Below are 17,684 nucleotides of genomic sequence, written 5' to 3' on the forward strand. Positions count from 1 at the left end.
TTATTGGAATCTTCTCCCCAGACACCGCAGTGAGGTGGGTACGGTTTGCCCAGAGGTTGTGACCCGAATCGAATGATGCGTCTTCGCGCCAAGCCACTACCGCGTCGCATAGAAGGCAACGGCCGACGAAGCAGCGACATTGAGCGAGTCGACGCCGTTCATCATCGGGATCGTGACGCGCCGGTCGAGGACCCGGTCCGTCTCCGGGGTCAGACCCTCCCCCTCCGTACCGAAGACCAGCGCGAGGTTCTCGTGGTCCTCGGCGACCAGCTCGTCGAGCGTGATCGCGCCCTCCCCCAGCGTCATCCCCGCCACCACGTAGCCCGCCTCCTTCAGCAGCTCAACGTCCTCGGGCCACGACTCGATCCGCGTCCATGGCACCTGGAAGACAGTGCCCATCGACACCCGGATCGAGCGACGATAGAGCGGATCCGCGCACTGCGGCGTCACCAGCACGGCATCGACACCGATCGCTGCGGCGCTGCGAAAAACGGCGCCAACGTTTGTATGATCGGTCAAGTTCTCAAGCACTGCGATCCTCGAACGCCCTCGTTTCTCAGGATCGACGCCCGATATTTTGGGACACCTGACGTTAGTAGGTGTTGCAATCTGTTCTGCGCTTCCATTCGCTGAACCGCGGAATCTTCACGCACCTGACGAGCTGGTGACTCCACTGCGTGTGGGGGCTTGAGGGCCTTTGGACAGGAGAGACTTGGCGTCGATCTCCCTCAGTATTCATCGCATTGAGGGGCCGACAAGGGTGACCCTCGATGGGCTATGCCTAGGCAGGGGTTGTACTGAGGCCTTTTGGAGGCTCTTCACGGATGAGGGTGTAGTCGGGCCCGGCGCGTCGGTGGCGGGGTAGAGGTCGAGGTCTTCCGATGATGGGGGTTCCTACGCCGTCCATCCAGAAGACCTCGACTTGTCCAACGCTACTCCTGCTGTGGGCTTCGCCTGCCCTGACCTGTCCGCTTTCGCCCGCGTCGAGGAGCTCGGCCGCGAAGTCGTCGGCCAACGCCTCGAGCCGGACCGCGCGGTCCTGGCCTGCCGGGTCGTCGAACCGGACCAGTGGTGCCGCCGCTGCGGCTGCGAAGACGTGCCGCGTGACACGGTGACACGGCCGCTGGCGCATGAGCCCCTCGGCTGGCGGCCGACCACCCTGCTCGTGACGGTCCGCCGCTACCGCTGCCCGGGGTGCGGGCACGTGTGGAGCCAGGACACCACCCGGGCGGCCGAGCCGCGGGCCAGGCTCTCCCGCCGGGGGCTGCGGTGGGCACTGGAGGGGATCGTCGTGCAGCACCTGACCATGGCCAGGGTCGCCGAAGGCCTCGGGGTCGCGTGGAACACCGCCAACGACGCCGTCCTGGCCGAGGGAAGGCGGGCCCTGATCGAGGATCCCGACCGGTTCGACGGGGTGAAGGCCATCGGCGTCGATGAGCATGTGTGGCGCCACACGAGGCGCGGCGAGAAGTACGTCACCGTGATCATCGACCTCACCGCCGTGCGCTAGGGAACCGGCCCGGCCCGGCTGCTGGACATGGTCGAAGGCCGCTCCAAGCAGGCCTTCAAGACCTGGCTCGCAGCCCGTCCCCAAGCCTGGCGCGATGGGGTGGAGGTCGTCGCGATGGACGGCTTCACCGGCTTCAAGACCGCCACCGCCGAAGAGCTCCCCGACGCGGCCGCGGTGATGGACCCCTTCCACGTCGTCCGCCTCGCCGGCGACGCCCTGGACCGGTGCCGCCGCCGCGTCCAGCAGGCCATCCACGGCCACCGCGGCCGCAAGGACGACCCCCTCTACCGGGCGCGCAGGACCCTGCACACCGGGGCGGACCTGCTCACCGACAGGCAGCAGGACCGGCTGGCGGACCTGTTCGCCGCCGACATCCACGGCGAGGCCCACGTCGAGGTCGAGGCTACATGGGGAATCTACCAGCGCCTGATCGCCGCCTACCGCGAACCCGACCGGTGCCGCGGCCGCGAGCTGATGCAGGCCGTGATCGACTCCGTCGCCAGCGGCGTCCCGGCAGCGCTGGTCGAGATCATCAGCCTGGGACGGACGCTGAAGAAGCGCGCCGCCGACGTGCTTGCCTACTTCGACCGACCCGGCACCAGCAACGGGCCCACCGAGGCCATCAATGGCCGGCTCGAGCACCTCCGCGGCTCAGCCCTGGGCTTCCGCAACCTGACGAACTACATCGCCAGGTCCCTGCTCGAAACCGGCGGATTCAGACCCCGACTACACCCCGGATTGTGAAGAGCCCTTTTGGACCAGCATGGTCTTCCCCGCTCCCGGGGGTCTACGAATAACACTGTGAAGAGTGATACTGCAATCGGTGCAATACCAGTCAAAAGGGTGCGATTACCACATGAACATCACGCTCGGGCTTCAGGCGGCGGAGCTAATGATTCTCCTGGATGTAGTGCAGGAAAGCGTCCGCCGTCGTTTGTTGCAACGACGCTCCGTTCAAGGGCCAATGGCGGGTTGGCGCGCAGAGCGCGCGTGATCGCTTTGACCAAAGCAATCACGCGCGCCAAGGATCCACTTCACGGAGTGCTGGCCCGAGCAAGTCCCGCAATTCTGATCCAGGTTGGCCTGGGTCAGGGATCATCTGGACTCCGCTGACCGCTATGAGACCTCGAACATCATCCGGGCCCTCGTCGAATCTCGTGTCCATCCAAGCCAGGACCGATGCACATATGGCGGGATCCGAGTCGCGGTGGGCCACGAGCCACCCGACAACATCCGCCATCACAAGGTGTGGAAGCATCTCACCGAAGTTGTCTTCGAGGTGCTCGGCCAGGACGGGCGCCAGGGCGGGGTGAGTCGCCACAAGCTGCTGGATCGCGTTCTCGGTTGCCACGCTCATCCAGAACCTCCAAGAACGACAGACAGCTCATCGGCAAGACTCTGGGCAACGAGTCGGTCGTGGTATGGAGCATCGGGGTTTTTGCGGAGCCAGTTATTTAGCCCCTGGAGCGACTCTTGCCCCTTGATCGTGTGCCACTTGTTGCCAGTTTGGGCGCTTGTCGCAATTTCGTTCATGATGGCATCCATTGTCGTGCCGTTCCCGATCCTGTTCGGGTTGGTCGTCCTCTTGTAGAGGTTGTTGGCGATGTTCTGCAGTTTCGTGCTGCTCACCTGAGGCGTAGGCAGGATGTCATCGGTGCAGGTGTTGTGAACGAGTATCTCGGATTGACCGACGTGGTAGGTGTGGATGCCTTCCACTGACAGGTTGTAGGTGAGCGTCTGCCGTCATGTCCCGAGCTCGAGCCCCGAGACACTGACAGTCTGGCCACCCGCGCTAAGGAGCTCTACGCCCGGCTCGAGTTTGTCAGCGCGTTCGACGCGCTGGTCGGTGACGGACCAGAAGGGATGGTCCTCAGTGGTGGTGATGACCTCACCATCCACAACCAGGTCGATCACGACATCGTCGTGGACCCAGACATGTTCGACGGTCTTGGCTTCCTGCTCCCCGGTCTCGGGGTCGGTCGCGATGACTATGTCGTCGACGCTCACGTCCTCGATCGGTTTGTGCGTGCCGTCTGCCATGAGCACCACCGTGGCTCCGGAGAAGGAGCAGGCCTTGGCCATTGTCTTTGCCGCGCTGGCGGCTCCCTTGATGAGCCTGCCGCCGGGGATGATGGCGGCGGTTGAGAGGAGTGCTTCGGCGACGGCGCCGCCGCAGGAGCCTTTGCCGGTGCTGCAGGTGCTGTAGGCCTGGATGGCCTTGGTGCCGGCATGGACTGCCCCGGCAGCGATGGCGAGCACGCCGGCGACGTCGGAGACGATGCCGCTGACGTCCTGGACGCCGACAACGAATTCGTCCCAGGAGGTGATGTCGAGGTAGCGGAGCGGGTCGGCCGTGGCTAGGTGTAGGCGCCGGAGAAGGATGTGCTGGCTGCGGGGTCGGTGCTGAGGAACATGCCCGCGGTGGGGTCGTACTGGCATGCGCGCAGGTGGGTGAGTCCGGTGGGGGTCTTGGTATTGGCCGAGCCAGCCCAGGGGTGGGGCGTTGGGGTTGTTCGGGCCTGTGGCCCGGGGGCGTCCGTAGGGTTCGAAGGTCCCAGCTGTCAGTTTTCGAAGTCTGCGCAAGTGATCGAAGTCCTGTGCACAAGGCCTCCGTGCCGACCAGCCTGCGGACGACGCTATTCACGGCGATCGTTCCAAGCAGTATCTCGGCTGGCCGTGCCCGACACCCAATGGCTGCTGTCCCAGACAGTTGAAACAATCTAGGAATGCGCCCGCGGCGCCGCCGAGCTCGCGGCGGCAGCGGTCTGCGAGCTTCATCGCCTTCGACCTGCAAGTGGTTCGCGAGTCGCTCATTTCTTGCGTAGATCCCCGCATACCCCCACTACGGCCTACTCGCGTACTCTTCTGATCTCTGGCGAAGGTATTCGCGCCATCTCCGCTCAATGGCCGTATTGCCAGTCGCAGCTCCTGGGGGCGGGGGCATAAATCTGACGAACCCCTCGATTTCCGCCGGATAATCAAAGTCTGAATATATCATTTCGACGATCTCAAGTGGCTCGGAGTATTCATCTCGGTGCTCATAAAGCCAGTCGAGTGCCAGAAAGAGCCAGACTCGGTCGGCGTTCTCTGTCGTTTCATCAATCTCGGAAATTAAATCGGGAACTCGATCGTAGTCATTGCTCAGTAGAATTGCCGGTGGCTCAAAAGATCGGGGATCTCTGCCGGTCGTAAACCATCCATGTGTGTATCCATAGGCCAACTCCGATGGCAAAAGGCGTAGGCGAGCCAACACAAACGCTGCAGTCAGTCGAAATTTCACTAAGTCTTCAGTCATGGCTTGATTGGAATCCCATTGATCGTTCCGCGTCGGACAAAATTTTGGTGGGTTAATTTGTCGCCGTCCAAGATCCACTCAAAGCGACCTGCAATATCATTCATTTCGCCCGGCATCTGAATGAATGTGCGAGAGACGCCATCTGTCAGTTTTCGAAGTCTTTTGCACAAGTGATCGAAGTCCTGTGCACTATGCCCTTCGCGCTGAAGGCCTGCGGACGACGCTACTCGCGGCGATCGCCCCAAGCTGTTCCGAGCGCCGCCGGGTGGCTGTAGGATTCGGCGGCTTCCCGCGTCCCAATCACAAGCAGCGTGTCGGGCATGTAGCTCGGCTGCCCGTCCAGCAGCTCGCCCAGCGCTATGACCAGGTTCGCGCCGGAGGCGAATTGGAGATTCATCGCCCATGGAAGGTCACTTGGCCGGGTCGAATGAGAGAACGTGCACGCTGTGAGGCGCTTCCCGCTAAGGTCGCGCCACCGCTCGGAGACGTCGGTGATCGTTACCTTCGGACTGGGGTCAGCTTCGCCGGGCCCACCCTGGACCAGGCCTTCGTTCCACGCGTCAGAATTCCAATGGATCCGCGTCGAAGGGGACGTCCGCCAATGCAGTGTTACCGCCATGGCTACCTCATCGATGTGCGCGGTGGCCTCCTCCCAGCCCAACAGCTCGGAGTCCACGCTCGAAAGTACGTCATCGAGAGGCAGGATGAGATCGGTCATGGCGTGAAAACTCTGAAGTATTGGAACACGACCAGAGCCTGGGTTAGTGGCTGTCGCCCGTTTGCCGCTTTATGTGAACCCAGAGATTGCGGGCTACCTCGATGAGAACGAAGACCGTCACGATCGTTCCTACCATTGGAGGAAAATTTGGGTGGCTGGGCGGAAGCATGAAGGACATCACGAGTACTGTCACTCCGATGACAATTATCAGGCCTAAGCCCGATCCGATGATTTCACGTTTTGTCATTTATCTCTCCGGGTCCGGACATCCGACGCTGATGTCAAAGTAGGCACCTGATACAAGGCCTCCAACGGCGCCAACGTGCTCCGCCCCTGGGGCCTCCAAAGACCTCGTTGCGGCCAGCACCTCCAGTACCTCCACTGTCGGCACGTCATGCCCGGACTCCGCCGCTGCCTCTGCCCACCGGACCAAAGCCGCGTACCGCGCAGAAGCCTTCGCCTCCATCGGACCCCCCAATCCAGCGGCCCTCGCGGCCGCTTCACCCAGACATTAGCGGAGGCCCCTCACATTCCGGAGAGCCTGTTCACGCTGTCCGATGCCGTGCTTCCCAACCACCGTCGCGGGTATCTGGGTGGGCCGCCACGCCGGGCCGGGATGGGGGACACATCCCCGTGCGGCGGCCTCTGCGGACACCGCAGTGAGGTGGATCCAGTTGCCGAGACGTGGTGACCCGCAACAGATCATGGGCCTGCGCGCTCAGCCACTACCTGGTCGCGTAGAAGGCAACAGCAGACGAGGCCGCGACGTTCAGCGAGTCGACGCCGTTCATCATCGGGATCGTGACCCGCCGGTCGAGTACCCTATCCGTCTCCGGGGTAAGCCCCTCGCCCTCGGTGCCGAAGACCAGGGCCAGGTTCTCGTGGTCCTCGGCGACCAGCTCGTCGAGCGTGATCGCGCCCTCCCCCAACGTCATCCCCGCCACGACATAGCCCGCCTCCTTCAGCAGCTCAACATCCTCGGGCCACGACTCGATCCGCGTCCACGGCACCTGGAACACCGTCCCCATGGACACGCGGATCGAGCGGCGGTACAACGGGTCCGCGCACTGCGGTGTCACCAGCACAGCATCGACGCCGATCGCTGCGGCGCTGCGAAAAACCGCTCCTACGTTCGTATGGTCGGTGAGGTTCTCGAGCACCGCGATCCTCGACCTTCCCCGTCCGCGAGTGCGATCGGACATGTCCGCGAGCAGCCGCTCGACGGGCACGGGCTCGGGCCGGTGCATCGCGGCCATCGCGCCACGGTGGAGGTGGAAGCCGGTGATCTCCTCGAGCAGCTCGGGCGTTCCCACGTACGCGGGGACGTCCGGGTGCGCGGCGAGCACGTCCGCGAGGCCCTCGAGCCACTTCTCGGCGAGGAAGAACGAGCGGGGGCGGTGCCCGGCGTCGAGGGCGCGGCGAAGGACGCGCGTGGACTCGGCGATGTAGAGGCCCTCGGCGGGCTCGCGCACCCTGCGGAGGTGGACGTCCGTGAGCTGGGTGTAGTCGGCGACGCGCGGGTCGTCGGCGCTCTCGAGGCGCACGACGTTCGGCGGGCCGACGACGGCGGGCGGGGCGGCGCCGTCGTGCGTGTCCGCCCGATCAGCGGGGTTCGGCGACTGCTCAGCCACGGGCGAGCCTTGAGACCATGTCGACGAGGGCCATGAGGCCCAGGAGCACGATGACGAGCCGCAGGGCGCCCGGCCGCATGCGGCGGCCGATGCCGGCGCCGAGGAACCCGCCGATCGTGGAGCCGACGGCGATGAGCAGCACGACGAGCCAGTTGATCCGCTCGAACGCGAACAGCAGGTAGGACACGGCCGCGATGAGGTTCACGACGAGGGTCAGGACGACCTTGATCGAATTGGACTGCTGGAGCGTGCCGTGGAAGAAGATCCCGAGCACGGCCATGAGCAGGACGCCTTGGGCGGCGGTGAAGTAGCCCCCGTAGACGCCGATGAGGAAGACGAGGACGTACAGGACCGCCGGGAGCCGCTGGTGGTCGGCCTCCTCGGGCGGCACGTGCCCGAGGGCCTGGCGCTGCTTGGCCCAGGCCGAGAGGCGGGGCTGGAACACAACGAGCAGGATGGCGACGATGATGAGCACCGGCGCGACGAAGGTGAACACCCGCTCGGGCAGGGTCAGGAGCAGGAAGGCTCCGACAAGCCCGCCGACGAGGGAGACGGGCGCCAGCCGCAGCAGGGTGCGCTTGGCACTCGCGGCCTCGCGGCGGTACCCATAGGCGCCCGAGAAGCCCCCGGCGACGAGGCCCATGGCGTTCGAGATGATCGAGTTCACGGGCCCGTAGCCGAGGGCCACGAGGATGGGGAACGTCACAAGGGAGCCGGAGCCGACGATCGTGTTGATCGTCCCGGCCCACAGGCCGCCGAGGAAGACGAGCGCCTCGCGCCAGAACTCCATTCTCAGGTGGCGGCGGGCGCACCGGCCCGGGCCGCGGCGCCGTCCTTCGCGGTGGCCGTGTAGCGCCCGTCGCGCGCGACGACGTCGAGGGCCATGCCGAACGTCGCGCTCAGGTTCGCCTCGGTGAGGGTCTCGGCGATCGGGCCCGAGGCCACGACCCCGCCGTCGCGCAGCAGCAGCGCGTGAGTGAACCCGGGCGGGACCTCCTCGAGGTGGTGCGTGACGAGCACGAGGGCGGGCGCGGCGTCGTCCGCGGCGAGCTCCGAGAGCCGGTGCACGAGCTCCTCGCGGCCGCCGAGGTCCAGACCCGCGCCGGGCTCGTCGAGGAGCAGGAGTTCGGGGTCCGTCATGAGGGCGCGGGCGATCTGGACGCGCTTGCGCTCGCCCTCGCTCAGCGACGCGAAGACGCGCCCGAGGAGCGGGCCCATGCCCCACTCGTTGAGGAGGCGGAAGGCACGGCGCTCGTCGTCGCGCTCGTAGGCCTCGCGCCAGCGGCCCGTCACGCCGTAGGCGGCGGTCACGACGACGTTGAGCACCTTCTCGTGCTCGGGGATCTGGGCCGCGAGGGCGGCCGAGGCGAGCCCGATGCGCGGGCGCAGCTCGAAGACGTCGACCCTGCCGAGGGTCTCGTCGAGGACGTCGACGGTGCCGCGCGAGGGGTGCATGCGGGCGGCGGCGAGCTGCAGGAGGGTGGTCTTGCCGGCCCCGTTCGGCCCCAGGACGACCCAGCGCTCCCCCTCGCGCACCTGCCAGTCGATGCCGTTCAGCAGCGTCTTCGTCCCGCGGACGACGCTCACGCCGGACAGCCGGAGAACTTTGCTCATGACTTCTGACCCTAGTGCAGATGCTTCGCCCACGGCGAACCGCGCCCAGGCTGGCTAGAATCTTGGGCTATGCCTGCTGACTTCGCCGCCGTCCTCCATGCCGCCTCGCTGTCCGAGGCCGACGCCGCCGCCGCGGCCCGCGCCCTCGAGGGCGCGGGCGCCGTCGTCGGCCCCTTCGAGCGGGCGGGCGACGCGCGCTACGAGGTGCTCGCCGCGGACATGACGCTCGACGGCGCGCGGCTGGGCGAGGCGCGCGACGCCCTCGCCGGGCTCGCGATCGGGGCGTCGCTGGTGCCCTCCGCCCTGCGCGCGGCCGAGCGGAAGCTGCTCATCATGGACGTCGACTCGACCCTCATCCAGCAGGAGGTCATCGAACTGCTCGCGGAGCACGCGGGCAAGCGCGAGGAGGTCGCCGCCGTGACGGAGGCCGCGATGCGCGGCGAGCTCGACTTCGCCCAGAGCCTGCACGCGCGCGTCGCGACCCTCGCCGGGCTGCCGGTAGAGGTCATCGAGAAGGTGCGCGCCGCCGTCGTGCTCTCCCTCGGCGCGGAGGAGCTCATCGAGGCGTTCCACGCGGCGGGGCACGTCGTGTGCGTCGTCTCGGGCGGGTTCAACCAGATCCTCACCCCGCTCGCGGAGCGGCTCGGCCTCGACCACGCGCTCGCGAACGAGCTCGAGGTGGTTGAGGGCCGGCTCACGGGGCGGGTGCTCGGCGAGGTCGTGGACCGGGCCGTCAAGGAGCGCATGCTGCGGGAGTGGGCCGGCGGGCACGGCATCCCGCTCGAGCACTGCGTCGCCGTGGGCGACGGTGCGAACGACCTCGACATGCTCGGCGCGGCCGGGCTCGGCGTCGCGTTCAACGCCAAGCCCAAGGTCCGCGCGGCGGCCGACGCGGCGATCGATCTGCCGTACCTGGACATCGTCCGCCACCTCGCGGGGGTGTGACCCCGCATCCTAGGAAGGTGACCCCGCAACGCAGGAAGGTGACCCCGCAACGCAGGAAGGTGACCCCGCATCGGGACTCGATGCGGGGCCACCTCTCAACGATGCGGGGTCATGTCCCTGCGATGCGAGGTCAGGCCTGGAAGTGCCCGGCCCCGCCGACGTACTCCGTGTGGCCGGTCGGGACGTCCGCCGTGACCATCTTCGCGACCTCGGCGGCGAACTCCTCGACCGAGTAGAGCTTGCCGGCGGCCTCGCGGCGCGCCTCGATCGCCCCGGGGGCGGCGCGGTCGAGGAGGGTCGCGGTGATGGTGCCCTCGATCATGTCGCCGGAGACGACCACGAACGAGATGCCCTTCTCCGTCAGGGACGGGATGAGCTCGCGGAGCGCCTTCTCGCCGGCGTTCTTGGACCGGGCCACGGGCTCGTAGGCGTCCATCGTGGGGACCGTGTCGATGAAGTGCGCCTGGTGGCTCGTGACGAACACGACGCGCGAGCCCGGCTTCATGCGCTCGACGGCCGCCTTGAGCATGTTCACCTGGGCGTCGCGGTTCAGCTTGAGCGCGTAGTCCTCGCCGAGGCCCGACTCCATGCCGCCCGAGGCGTTGAGCACGAGGACGTCGAGGCTCCCGAAGGAGTCGAGCGCCGCCTGGGCGAGCGCGTCGACGTCGTCCGCGCTGGTGAGGTCGCCGCCCACGGCGACGGCGCGGCCCCCGGCCGCCTCGATCTCGGCGACCACCTTGTTCGCGCGCGGCGCCTTCTGGCGGTAGTTGATGACGACGGCGGCGCCCTCCTCGGCGAGGATCTTCGCCGTCGCTGCGCCGATCCCTCGCGACGATCCCGTCACGATCGCTGTCTTGTTCTCCAGCAGTCCCATCCGAACTCCTCGCTGTCGCATGTGTCCAAAAGAATCTGATCCGGGGTCCATCATGCCAGTGCCGCGAAGCCTCGGCCCTGTAGGAAACCTACAGAACCCACCGAACCCACGGAACCCGCGGCCGGGGTGGGCCTAGTGGCCCATGCCGAGGCCGCCGTCGACCGGGATCACGGCACCGGAGATGTAGGCGGCCTCGTCGCTCGCGATCCAGCGCACGACGTTGGCGACCTCCTCCGCCTCGGCGAAGCGGCCGGCCGGGACCTTCGAGAGGTAGTCCCTCTGGGTCTCCTCGGGCAGCTCCGCGGTCATGTCGGTGTTGATGAAGCCCGGGGCCACGACGTTGGCCGTGATGCCGCGGGAGCCGAGCTCGCGGGTGAAGGAGCGGGCGAGGCCGACGAGTCCGGCCTTCGAGGCGGAGTAGTTGATCTGCCCGGGGGCGCCGTAGAGGCCGGAGACCGAGGAGATGAGGACCACGCGGCCGCGGCGCAGGCGGATCATGCCCTTGGAGGCGCGCTTGACCACGCGGAACGCGCCCGTGAGGTTCGTGTCGAGGACGGACGTGAAGTCCTCCTCGCTCATGCGCAGCAGGAGGGTGTCCTTCGTGATGCCCGCATTGGCCACGAGCACCTCGACGGGACCGTGCGCCTCCTCGACCGCCTTGAAGGCCGTGTCGATCGAGGCCTCGTCGGTGACGTCGGCCTGGACGCCGAGGATCCCCTCCGGCAGCTCGGACGGGCTCCGGTAGGTCACGGCGACCTTGTCCCCGTTGGCGAGGAAGGCCTTCGCGATCGCCAGGCCGATGCCGCGGTTCCCGCCGGTGACGAGGACGCTGCGCGGGGAGGGTGCTTCCAGGGTCACGGTGCTCCTTGAGAAGGGATCGGGGCGCCTCTGCCCGGCGCCTGTTCACCGAGAATCCTAGCCTCCGCGGACACCTCGAGCGGGAGCCCGGCCCGGCGGCGTCCGCGGTTACGAGCGCCAGCCCGCGCCGATTGGCCCGTCTCCGCGCCGGGTGGGACAATGGACACTGCTTGGGAGTGTGATGACGAGAGATCCTGCAGGCCGCACCGGCCACGACGCTTCCGGGGAGGCCGCGGAGGTCCACAGCATCACCGCCGCCGCGCCCGGGCACAGCATCGACATGCATCAGCGCATGGTCCGCTACGCCGTGGCCATGGGCATCCGCATGGTGTGCATCGTGCTGATCTTCGTCCTCGACGGGTGGTTCAAGCTCATCGCGGTAGCAGGCGCGGTGTTCCTCCCGTGGGTCGCTGTGGTCATCGCGAACGCCCAGGTCCAGGCTGAGACGTACGACGGCGACATGCTCGACGCCGCGCCGCTCGCCGAGATCGGTCCCGCGGCGCCGCACGAGGCGGACGCCGAGACGATCCAGGGCGAAGTCGTCGAGAACGAGGCAGAGGCCGAGTACCAGCGGCCCGGGGACACTGCGCCGGAGGACGCCCGGCCGAGCGAGCCGGACCACGACGAGACCGACACCAGAGAGAAGGAGGCCGGCGCCGCGTGAACCTGCTGGACATGATCCCCGGCTCGGACGGCGCCGACGGTGTCAGCCGCGCCAACGGTGGCGACCGGCCCGAAGAACAGCACGTGTGCTCCCGCAAGGGATGCCGCGCCGCGGCCTCCTGGCGGCTGCTGTGGAACAACCCCCGCATCCACACCCCTGAGCGGCGCAAGGTGTGGCTGGCGTGCGCGGAGCACCGCGAGTGGCTCGAGGACTACCTGCGCACGCGCATGCTCTGGCGCGAGACGCTCCCCCTCGAGGCGTCCGCCTGATGTACCGTTTCCTCTTCTCCCGCCGCTGGCTCATGTACCTCGGGCTTGCCGCCCTCTTCGCTGTCGCCTGCGCGCTCCTGAGCCGCTGGCAGCTCGCGCGCCTCGACGAGGCCAGAGCCGTCGTCGACCGCGTCGAGCAGAACTACGACGCCGCGCCCATGCCCTTCGCCGAGGCCGCTGGCGAGTTCGGGCGGCTCGACATCGAGAACGAGTGGCGCCCCGTCGCGCTCCGCGGGACCTACGACGTCGGGCAGACCCGGGTCGTGCGCAACCGGCCGCTCAACGGCCAGCCCGGCTACGAGGTCGTCGTCCCGCTGCGCCTGGAGTCCGGCGAGACCGTGGTCGTGGACCGCGGCTGGCTGCCGATCGGCAACGCCGAGGCTGGCAGGCCGGACGCGGTGCCCGCCCCGCCGTCGGGGACCGTCGACGTCGTCGTGCGCCTCCGCCCGGCCGAGCCCGCGCTCGACCGTGGCGCGCCGGAGGGGCAGCTCGCCTCGATCGACCTCGCCGGCTACGCGGCCCAGCTGCCCTACCCGATCCTCGAGGGCGCGTACGGGCTGCTCGCGAGCGAGGCCCCGCCCGCGGCCCAGACGCCGGCGCCCCTCGCTAAGCCGCAGCCCAACGAGGGCACGCACCTCTCCTACGCGCTCCAGTGGCTCGCGTTCGCCGTCCTCATGTTCGTCGCCTTCGGCTGGGCCGCCCGCCAGCAGGCGCGCAACGACGCGATCGACGAGGCCGCGGACGCCGCCGAGGCGCACGCTGCGGCACAGGCCGAGGGCCGGGACGACGGCGCCGCGCGCGAGGCCGCCGAGCGGGCCGCCGCGAGGGCGGCGCGCCTCGGGCCGCGGCAGCGGAAGCGGCCCACCTCCGAGGAGGAGGAGGACGCGATCCTCGACGCCCAGGGCTACCGGTAGTCCCGGCTAGGATCGGGCTCATGGCTGACCCTGTGCCTGTCTCTCCGGTCGAGCGTGTCCGCGGCGCGCTCGTCGCCGCGGGCCTCGACGACACCGTCCGCACCTTCGCCGAGGACGTGCCCACGGCGGCCGCCGCCGCGGACGTGCTGGGCTGCGAGGTCGGCGCGATCGCCAACAGCCTCGTGTTCGACGCCGACGGCGAGCCGCTGCTCATCCTCGCGAGCGGCGCCGCGCGCGTCGACACCCGGCACGTGGCGCGGCAGATCGGCGTCGGGAAGATCCGCCGGGCCTCCGCCGACTTCGTGCTCGAGCACACCGGTCAGCGCGTGGGCGGCGTCGCCCCGGTCGGCCACCCGGCCCCGCTGCGCACGCTCATCGACGTGCACCTGCGCGCGTTCCCGCTCCTGTGGGCCGGCGCGGGCGACCACCGCTCGATGCTCTCGATCGGCTACGACGACCTCGCCCGCGTGACCGGGGCCGAGGAGCTCGAGGTCCGCTAGCGGTCCGGGGTGATCTCGTCAGGCGAGCGTGATGAGGTCCAGGTAGTCGGCGCTCCAGAGGTCCTCGACGCCGTCGGGCAGGAGGACGACGCGCTCGGGGTTGAGCGCCTCGACCGCGCCCTCGTCGTGGCTGACCATGACAACGGCGCCCTTGTACGTCTTGAGCGCCCCGAGGATCTCGCGGCGGCTCGCCGGGTCGAGGTTGTTGGTCGGCTCGTCGAGGAGGAGGACGTTCGCGCTCGAGGCCACGATGGTCGCGAGCGCGAGGCGGGTCTTCTCGCCGCCCGAGAGCACGCCGGCGGGCTTGTCGACGTCGTCGCCCTGGAACAGGAACGAGCCGAGGATGCCGCGCACGTCGGCGTCGCCGAGGTGGTCAGGGGCGGCGCTGCGCATGTTCTCGAGGACCGTGCGGTCGTGGTCGAGGGTCTCGTGCTCCTGCGCGTAGTAGCCGACCTTGAGCCCGTGGCCCGGCTTGATCTCGCCCGTGTCCGGGTCGTCGACTCCGGCCAGCATGCGGAGGAGGGTCGTCTTGCCGGCGCCGTTGAGGCCCAGGATGACGACGCGCGAGCCGCGGTCGACGGCGAGGTCCACGTCGGTGAAGATCTCGAGCGAGCCGTACGACTTGCTCAGGCCCTCGGCCATGAGCGGGGTCTTGCCGCACGGGGCGGGCTCGGGGAAGCGCAGGGCGGCCACGCGGTCCGAGGCGCGCTCCTCCTGCAGCCCGGCGAGCATCCGCTCGGCGCGCTTGGCCATGTTCTGCGCCGCGACGGCCTTCGTGGCCTTGGCGCGCATCTTGTTCGCCTGGTCGAGCAGGACGGCGGCCTTCTTCTCCGCGTTGGCGCGCTCGCGCCGTCGGGCGCGCTCGTCGGTCTCGCGCTGGGTCAGGTAGCGCTTCCAGCCCATGTTGTAGATGTCGATGACGGCGCGGTTCGCGTCGAGGTGGAAGACCTTGTTCACGGTCGCCTCGAGCAGCTCGACGTCGTGCGAGATGACGATGAGCCCGCCCTGGTGTGCCTTGAGGAAGTCCCGCAGCCACGCGATCGAGTCCGCGTCGAGGTGGTTGGTGGGCTCGTCCAGGAGCATGGTCTCGGCGTCGGAGTACAGGATGCGGGCGAGCTCGACGCGGCGGCGCTGGCCACCCGAGAGGGTGCGCAGCGGCTGGTTGAGGATCCGGTCGGGGAGGGCGAGGTTCGCGGAGATCGCGGCGGCCTCGGCCTCGGCCGCATAGCCGCCCCCGGCGAGGAACTCCGCCTCGAGCCGGTCGTAGCGCGCCATCGCCTTGCGCTGGACGGCGGCGTCGTCGCTCGCCATCTCGGCCTGCGCGGCGCGGAGCTTGCGCACGACGACGTCCAGCCCCCGGGCGGAGAGGATGCGGTCCCGCGCGAGCTGCTCCATGTCCGGCGTGCGCGGATCCTGCGGGAGGTAGCCGATCTCGCCCGAGCGCGTGACCGTGCCGGCCGCGGGCAGCCCCTCCCCCGCGAGGACGCGCGTGAGGGTTGTCTTGCCTGCCCCGTTCCGGCCGACGAGCCCGATCTTGTCGCCCTTGTCGATCCGGAAACTCACCTCGTCCATGAGCAGGCGCGCGCCAGCGCGGAGTTCGAGGTCGGAGACGGTGATCACGTGGGGTCTTGCCTTTCGAGGTGGGCGGGGGCCCGAGCAGGCCCAGACAAGTCTACCGGCCCGCGGTTGTGGCCCTCCCCCAACGGCCGGCCCCGGCCTTTGGTGGGCGCCCTACAAAATGGAGCGGCCCTGCGATGCGTACCCTTCACAGCAGACCCTGCACCCGCAGCACCCGCACCCAGCCCCAGGAGGTCCCATGAAGCAGAAGAGCGCCCCCGCCGCGCCCGCGGCGCAGGGCACAGGCCCACGCCGGACGTGGGACGCCCAGTCCCTCGCCCTCGTCGCCGTGTTCGCCGCCCTCATCGCCGTCTCGGCCGTCATCCCCGGCGTCCCGGTCGGGAGCTTCGGCGTGCCCATCACGCTGCAGACCCTCGCGATCGTGCTCACGGGCCTCGTCCTCGGCGCCGCCCGGGCCGCGGCCGCCATGGGGCTCTACCTCGCCCTGGCCTTCGCGGGCCTGCCGATCTTCTCCGGCGGCCGCGCGGGCCTGCAGATTCTGGCATCGGGCTCGGCGGGCTACATCATCGGCTTCCTCGTCGGCGCCTTCGCGATCGGACTCCTCGCCGAGCTCGTCATCCGCCGCACCTCCCCGCGCCGGCGGGGTCTCTGGTTCTTCCTCGCCGCGACGGCGGTGCTCGTCGTCGTGATCCACGGCCTCGGCGTCGTGGGCATGGTGGTGAACCTCAAGCTCGCGTGGCAGGCCGCGTTCCTCGCGGACCTCGCCTACTACCCGGGCGACCTGCTCAAGAACGCCGTCGCCGCCGTCGCCGCCGTCGCGGTGCACCGCGCCTTCCCGGATGTGCTCATGCGCCGCGTCAAGGCGCCGGAGGCCGCCGCAGCGTGAGCCGGATCGAGCTCGACGGCGTCCGCGTCGCCGTCGCCGTCGAGGACCCGGAGTCGGGCCGCACCCATTCCAAGGTGCTGCTCGACGGCGTCGGCGTGGACCTCACGGAGCGGCGGGTCGCCGTCCTCGGCGCGAACGGCTCGGGCAAGTCGACGCTCCTGCGTCTGCTCAACGGCCTCGTGCTGCCGAGCGCCGGGAGCGTGCGCGTGGACGGGCTCGACACCGCCGCCGAGGGCCGGGCGGTGCGGGGGCGTGTCGGCTTCGTCTTCACGGATCCGCTGAGCCAGCTCGTCATGCCCACGGGCCGGGAGGATGTCGAGCTCTCGCTGCGCCGGCACCACCGCTCCCGCGCCGACCGCGCCGCGGCCGCGCAGGCGGTCCTGGACCGGTTCGGGCTGGCCGCCCTCGCGGACCAGAGCGTCTACGAGCTCTCCGGCGGCGAGCGGCAGCTCATGGCGCTCGCGGCGGTGCTCGCCGTCGAGCCGTCCGTCCTGGTCCTCGACGAGCCCTCCACCCTCCTGGACCTGCGCAACCGCGAGCTCCTGCGCCGCACGCTCGCAGGGCTGGACCAGCAGGTCATCCTCTCGACCCACGACCTCGAGCTGGCCCTCGACGCCGAGCGGGTCCTCGTGGTCGACGCCGGCCGGATCGCCTTCGACGGCGGACCCGCAGAGGGCGTCGCGTTCTACCGCGCGCTGTGCGGCATCCCGGCGCACGACGGCGGCCGCTGATGCGCGCGCGGATCTCGCCGGGGCTTCTGGCCGGGTACGTGCCAGGGCACTCGTGGCTGCACCGGGCGCCGCTGTGGACCAAGTTCGCGGGCGTGCTCGCCGCCGGGGCCGCGAGCTTCATGCTGCTGGACTGGCGCGCCTCGGCGCTCGCGGTCGCGGCGGTCGTGGCGGCATGGCTCTCGGCGGGCCTCGGGGTGCGGCGGCTCGTCGCGCCGTGGAGGCTCATCGCCCCGCTCCTGGGCGTGCTCTTCGCGTTCCAGTGGTGGCAGCAGGGCCCGGCGGCCTCGGGCCGGATCGTGCTGAACCTCCTGCTCTGCTTCCTCGCGGCGGCGCTGCTCACGGCGACCGTGCCGCTGCGCGAGCTGCTCGACGCCGTCGCCGGCGCCGCACGCCCGTTCCGCCGCTTCGGCGCCGACCCTGAGCGGTTCGCCCTCGCGATCGCGATCATGCTGCGGAGCATCCCGGTGCTCGCCGGATCCTTCGCGGAGGTGGGCGACGCCGCGCGGGCCCGGGGCCTCGAGCGCAGCGTCCGGGCGCGGACGATTCCCGTCGTGCTCTCGGCCGTGGCCTACGCGCGACGAACCGGCGACGCCCTCGCCGCCCGGGGCCTCGGCGACGCCGACGACTAGACCCGGGGTCACCCGCCAACGTTGCGGGGTCACCTCCCAACGATGCGGGGTCACCTCCCAACGATGCA

At 69.2% G+C, this 17,684-nt stretch carries 19 protein-coding genes and 3 pseudogenes; 10 read left to right on the plus strand and 12 right to left on the minus strand.

Annotated elements, in window-relative coordinates; all coding sequences use genetic code 11:
* Positions 1–96: 96 nt before the first annotated feature.
* A pseudogene (locus BV907_RS04265) lies at positions 97–549 on the minus strand (TrmH family RNA methyltransferase); the annotation flags it as partial.
* Between the two features lie 373 nt (positions 550–922).
* On the opposite strand from BV907_RS04265, the pseudogene BV907_RS04270 reads away from it, so the two are divergent.
* Together BV907_RS04270 and BV907_RS18710 are read left to right on the plus strand one after the other, a co-directional pair.
* Positions 923–2,254 (plus strand): annotated as a pseudogene (locus BV907_RS04270) (ISL3 family transposase).
* 112 nt (positions 2,255–2,366) lie between these two features.
* Complete coding sequence (locus BV907_RS18710; protein ID WP_175637365.1) at positions 2,367–2,504, plus strand: hypothetical protein; 138 nt, start codon at positions 2,367–2,369, stop codon at positions 2,502–2,504.
* 18 nt (positions 2,505–2,522) lie between these two features.
* Here BV907_RS18710 and BV907_RS04275 read toward each other — a convergent pair whose 3' ends face one another.
* From BV907_RS04275 to BV907_RS04310, 8 genes and pseudogenes are all read right to left on the minus strand, one after another.
* The gene (locus BV907_RS04275; RefSeq protein ID WP_077488490.1) at positions 2,523–2,867 is read right to left on the minus strand and encodes a hypothetical protein; all 345 of its coding nucleotides are present in this window, start codon (positions 2,865–2,867) and stop codon (positions 2,523–2,525) included.
* Positions 2,864–3,235, minus strand: a pseudogene (locus BV907_RS04280) (hypothetical protein); the annotation flags it as partial. The gene BV907_RS04275 and the pseudogene BV907_RS04280, both read right to left, overlap by 4 nt.
* 18 nt (positions 3,236–3,253) lie before the next feature.
* Positions 3,254–3,949: a Hint domain-containing protein gene (locus tag BV907_RS04285; protein WP_077488492.1), complete on the minus strand. Its 696-nt coding sequence runs from the start codon at positions 3,947–3,949 to the stop codon at positions 3,254–3,256.
* A gap of 403 nt (positions 3,950–4,352) precedes the next feature.
* On the minus strand, positions 4,353–4,805 hold the full coding sequence (locus tag BV907_RS04290) for a DUF2247 family protein (protein ID WP_077488493.1): 453 nt from the start codon (positions 4,803–4,805) through the stop codon (positions 4,353–4,355).
* Positions 4,806–5,028: 223 nt separating this feature from the next.
* The gene (locus BV907_RS04295; protein ID WP_077488494.1) at positions 5,029–5,523 is read right to left on the minus strand and encodes a hypothetical protein; all 495 of its coding nucleotides are present in this window, start codon (positions 5,521–5,523) and stop codon (positions 5,029–5,031) included.
* Between the two features lie 725 nt (positions 5,524–6,248).
* On the minus strand, positions 6,249–7,067 hold the full coding sequence (locus tag BV907_RS04300) for a TrmH family RNA methyltransferase (RefSeq protein WP_077488657.1): 819 nt from the start codon (positions 7,065–7,067) through the stop codon (positions 6,249–6,251).
* Between the two features lie 79 nt (positions 7,068–7,146).
* Complete coding sequence (locus tag BV907_RS04305; protein WP_077488495.1) at positions 7,147–7,944, minus strand: sulfite exporter TauE/SafE family protein; 798 nt, start codon at positions 7,942–7,944, stop codon at positions 7,147–7,149.
* A 2-nt stretch (positions 7,945–7,946) separates the two neighbouring features.
* Positions 7,947–8,768 (minus strand): ABC transporter ATP-binding protein, encoded by an 822-nt coding sequence (locus tag BV907_RS04310; protein ID WP_077488496.1) that lies wholly within the window; start codon positions 8,766–8,768, stop codon positions 7,947–7,949.
* Between the two features lie 69 nt (positions 8,769–8,837).
* Between BV907_RS04310 and serB the strand changes: the two genes are divergently transcribed.
* Positions 8,838–9,713 (plus strand): phosphoserine phosphatase SerB, encoded by an 876-nt coding sequence (gene serB, locus BV907_RS04315; RefSeq protein WP_077488497.1) that lies wholly within the window; start codon positions 8,838–8,840, stop codon positions 9,711–9,713.
* Positions 9,714–9,843: 130 nt separating this feature from the next.
* Here serB and BV907_RS04320 read toward each other — a convergent pair whose 3' ends face one another.
* Together BV907_RS04320 and fabG are read right to left on the minus strand one after the other, a co-directional pair.
* A complete protein-coding gene (locus BV907_RS04320) occupies positions 9,844–10,587 on the minus strand; it encodes an SDR family oxidoreductase (RefSeq protein WP_077488498.1) in 744 nt (247 codons plus the stop codon).
* A gap of 132 nt (positions 10,588–10,719) precedes the next feature.
* The gene (gene fabG, locus BV907_RS04325; RefSeq protein ID WP_077488499.1) at positions 10,720–11,445 is read right to left on the minus strand and encodes a beta-ketoacyl-ACP reductase; all 726 of its coding nucleotides are present in this window, start codon (positions 11,443–11,445) and stop codon (positions 10,720–10,722) included.
* Between the two features lie 181 nt (positions 11,446–11,626).
* Between fabG and BV907_RS04330 the strand changes: the two genes are divergently transcribed.
* From BV907_RS04330 to BV907_RS04345, 4 genes are read left to right on the plus strand one after another with little or no spacing between them, the layout of a single operon-like run.
* On the plus strand, positions 11,627–12,109 hold the full coding sequence (locus tag BV907_RS04330; RefSeq protein ID WP_077488500.1) for a DUF3099 domain-containing protein: 483 nt from the start codon (positions 11,627–11,629) through the stop codon (positions 12,107–12,109).
* Positions 12,106–12,378, plus strand: a complete 273-nt coding sequence (locus tag BV907_RS04335) for a hypothetical protein (protein WP_077488501.1) — start codon at positions 12,106–12,108, stop codon at positions 12,376–12,378. The genes BV907_RS04330 and BV907_RS04335 overlap by 4 nt, the downstream gene beginning before the upstream one ends.
* The gene (locus BV907_RS04340; RefSeq protein WP_077488502.1) at positions 12,378–13,292 is read left to right on the plus strand and encodes an SURF1 family cytochrome oxidase biogenesis protein; all 915 of its coding nucleotides are present in this window, start codon (positions 12,378–12,380) and stop codon (positions 13,290–13,292) included. The genes BV907_RS04335 and BV907_RS04340 overlap by 1 nt, the downstream gene beginning before the upstream one ends.
* Positions 13,293–13,312: 20 nt before the next feature.
* On the plus strand, positions 13,313–13,792 hold the full coding sequence (locus BV907_RS04345; RefSeq protein WP_077488503.1) for a YbaK/EbsC family protein: 480 nt from the start codon (positions 13,313–13,315) through the stop codon (positions 13,790–13,792).
* Positions 13,793–13,810: 18 nt separating this feature from the next.
* On the opposite strand, the gene BV907_RS04350 is transcribed toward BV907_RS04345, so the two are convergent.
* Complete coding sequence (locus BV907_RS04350) at positions 13,811–15,412, minus strand: ABC-F family ATP-binding cassette domain-containing protein (RefSeq protein WP_077488504.1); 1,602 nt, start codon at positions 15,410–15,412, stop codon at positions 13,811–13,813.
* Positions 15,413–15,608: 196 nt separating this feature from the next.
* Here BV907_RS04350 and BV907_RS04355 point away from each other — a divergent pair, with 196 nt between their 5' ends.
* Genes BV907_RS04355 through BV907_RS04365 form a run of 3 tightly spaced genes read left to right on the plus strand, consistent with a single transcriptional unit; the run spans position 15,609 to position 17,616 of the window.
* Complete coding sequence (locus BV907_RS04355; protein ID WP_077488505.1) at positions 15,609–16,256, plus strand: biotin transporter BioY; 648 nt, start codon at positions 15,609–15,611, stop codon at positions 16,254–16,256.
* Positions 16,253–16,987, plus strand: coding sequence for an energy-coupling factor ABC transporter ATP-binding protein (locus tag BV907_RS04360; protein ID WP_077488506.1), 735 nt, complete (start codon positions 16,253–16,255; stop codon positions 16,985–16,987). The genes BV907_RS04355 and BV907_RS04360 overlap by 4 nt, the downstream gene beginning before the upstream one ends.
* A complete protein-coding gene (locus BV907_RS04365; protein ID WP_077488507.1) occupies positions 16,987–17,616 on the plus strand; it encodes an energy-coupling factor transporter transmembrane component T family protein in 630 nt (209 codons plus the stop codon). Before BV907_RS04360 ends, BV907_RS04365 begins: the two co-directional genes overlap by 1 nt.
* The last annotated feature ends 68 nt before the right edge of the window (positions 17,617–17,684 follow it).

Source organism: Sinomonas mesophila, assembly GCF_001999765.1.
Taxonomy (GTDB): Bacteria; Actinomycetota; Actinomycetes; order Actinomycetales; family Micrococcaceae; genus Sinomonas; species Sinomonas mesophila.

What these genes read in the sequence shown, in the direction of transcription:
- BV907_RS18710 (WP_175637365.1), top strand. Translation starts at nt 2,367, where the DNA reads ATGAACATCACGCTCGGGCTTCAGGCGGCGGAGCTAATGATTCTCCTG.
- BV907_RS04275 (WP_077488490.1), bottom strand. Translation starts at nt 2,867, where the DNA reads ATGAGCGTGGCAACCGAGAACGCGATCCAGCAGCTTGTGGCGACTCAC.
- BV907_RS04285 (WP_077488492.1), bottom strand. Translation starts at nt 3,949, where the DNA reads ATGCCAGTACGACCCCACCGCGGGCATGTTCCTCAGCACCGACCCCGC.
- BV907_RS04290 (WP_077488493.1), bottom strand. Translation starts at nt 4,805, where the DNA reads ATGACTGAAGACTTAGTGAAATTTCGACTGACTGCAGCGTTTGTGTTG.
- BV907_RS04295 (WP_077488494.1), bottom strand. Translation starts at nt 5,523, where the DNA reads ATGACCGATCTCATCCTGCCTCTCGATGACGTACTTTCGAGCGTGGAC.
- BV907_RS04305 (WP_077488495.1), bottom strand. Translation starts at nt 7,944, where the DNA reads ATGGAGTTCTGGCGCGAGGCGCTCGTCTTCCTCGGCGGCCTGTGGGCC.
- BV907_RS04310 (WP_077488496.1), bottom strand. Translation starts at nt 8,768, where the DNA reads ATGAGCAAAGTTCTCCGGCTGTCCGGCGTGAGCGTCGTCCGCGGGACG.
- serB (WP_077488497.1), top strand. Translation starts at nt 8,838, where the DNA reads ATGCCTGCTGACTTCGCCGCCGTCCTCCATGCCGCCTCGCTGTCCGAG.
- BV907_RS04320 (WP_077488498.1), bottom strand. Translation starts at nt 10,587, where the DNA reads ATGGGACTGCTGGAGAACAAGACAGCGATCGTGACGGGATCGTCGCGA.
- BV907_RS04330 (WP_077488500.1), top strand. Translation starts at nt 11,627, where the DNA reads ATGACGAGAGATCCTGCAGGCCGCACCGGCCACGACGCTTCCGGGGAG.
- BV907_RS04340 (WP_077488502.1), top strand. Translation starts at nt 12,378, where the DNA reads ATGTACCGTTTCCTCTTCTCCCGCCGCTGGCTCATGTACCTCGGGCTT.
- BV907_RS04345 (WP_077488503.1), top strand. Translation starts at nt 13,313, where the DNA reads ATGGCTGACCCTGTGCCTGTCTCTCCGGTCGAGCGTGTCCGCGGCGCG.
- BV907_RS04355 (WP_077488505.1), top strand. Translation starts at nt 15,609, where the DNA reads ATGAAGCAGAAGAGCGCCCCCGCCGCGCCCGCGGCGCAGGGCACAGGC.
- BV907_RS04365 (WP_077488507.1), top strand. Translation starts at nt 16,987, where the DNA reads ATGCGCGCGCGGATCTCGCCGGGGCTTCTGGCCGGGTACGTGCCAGGG.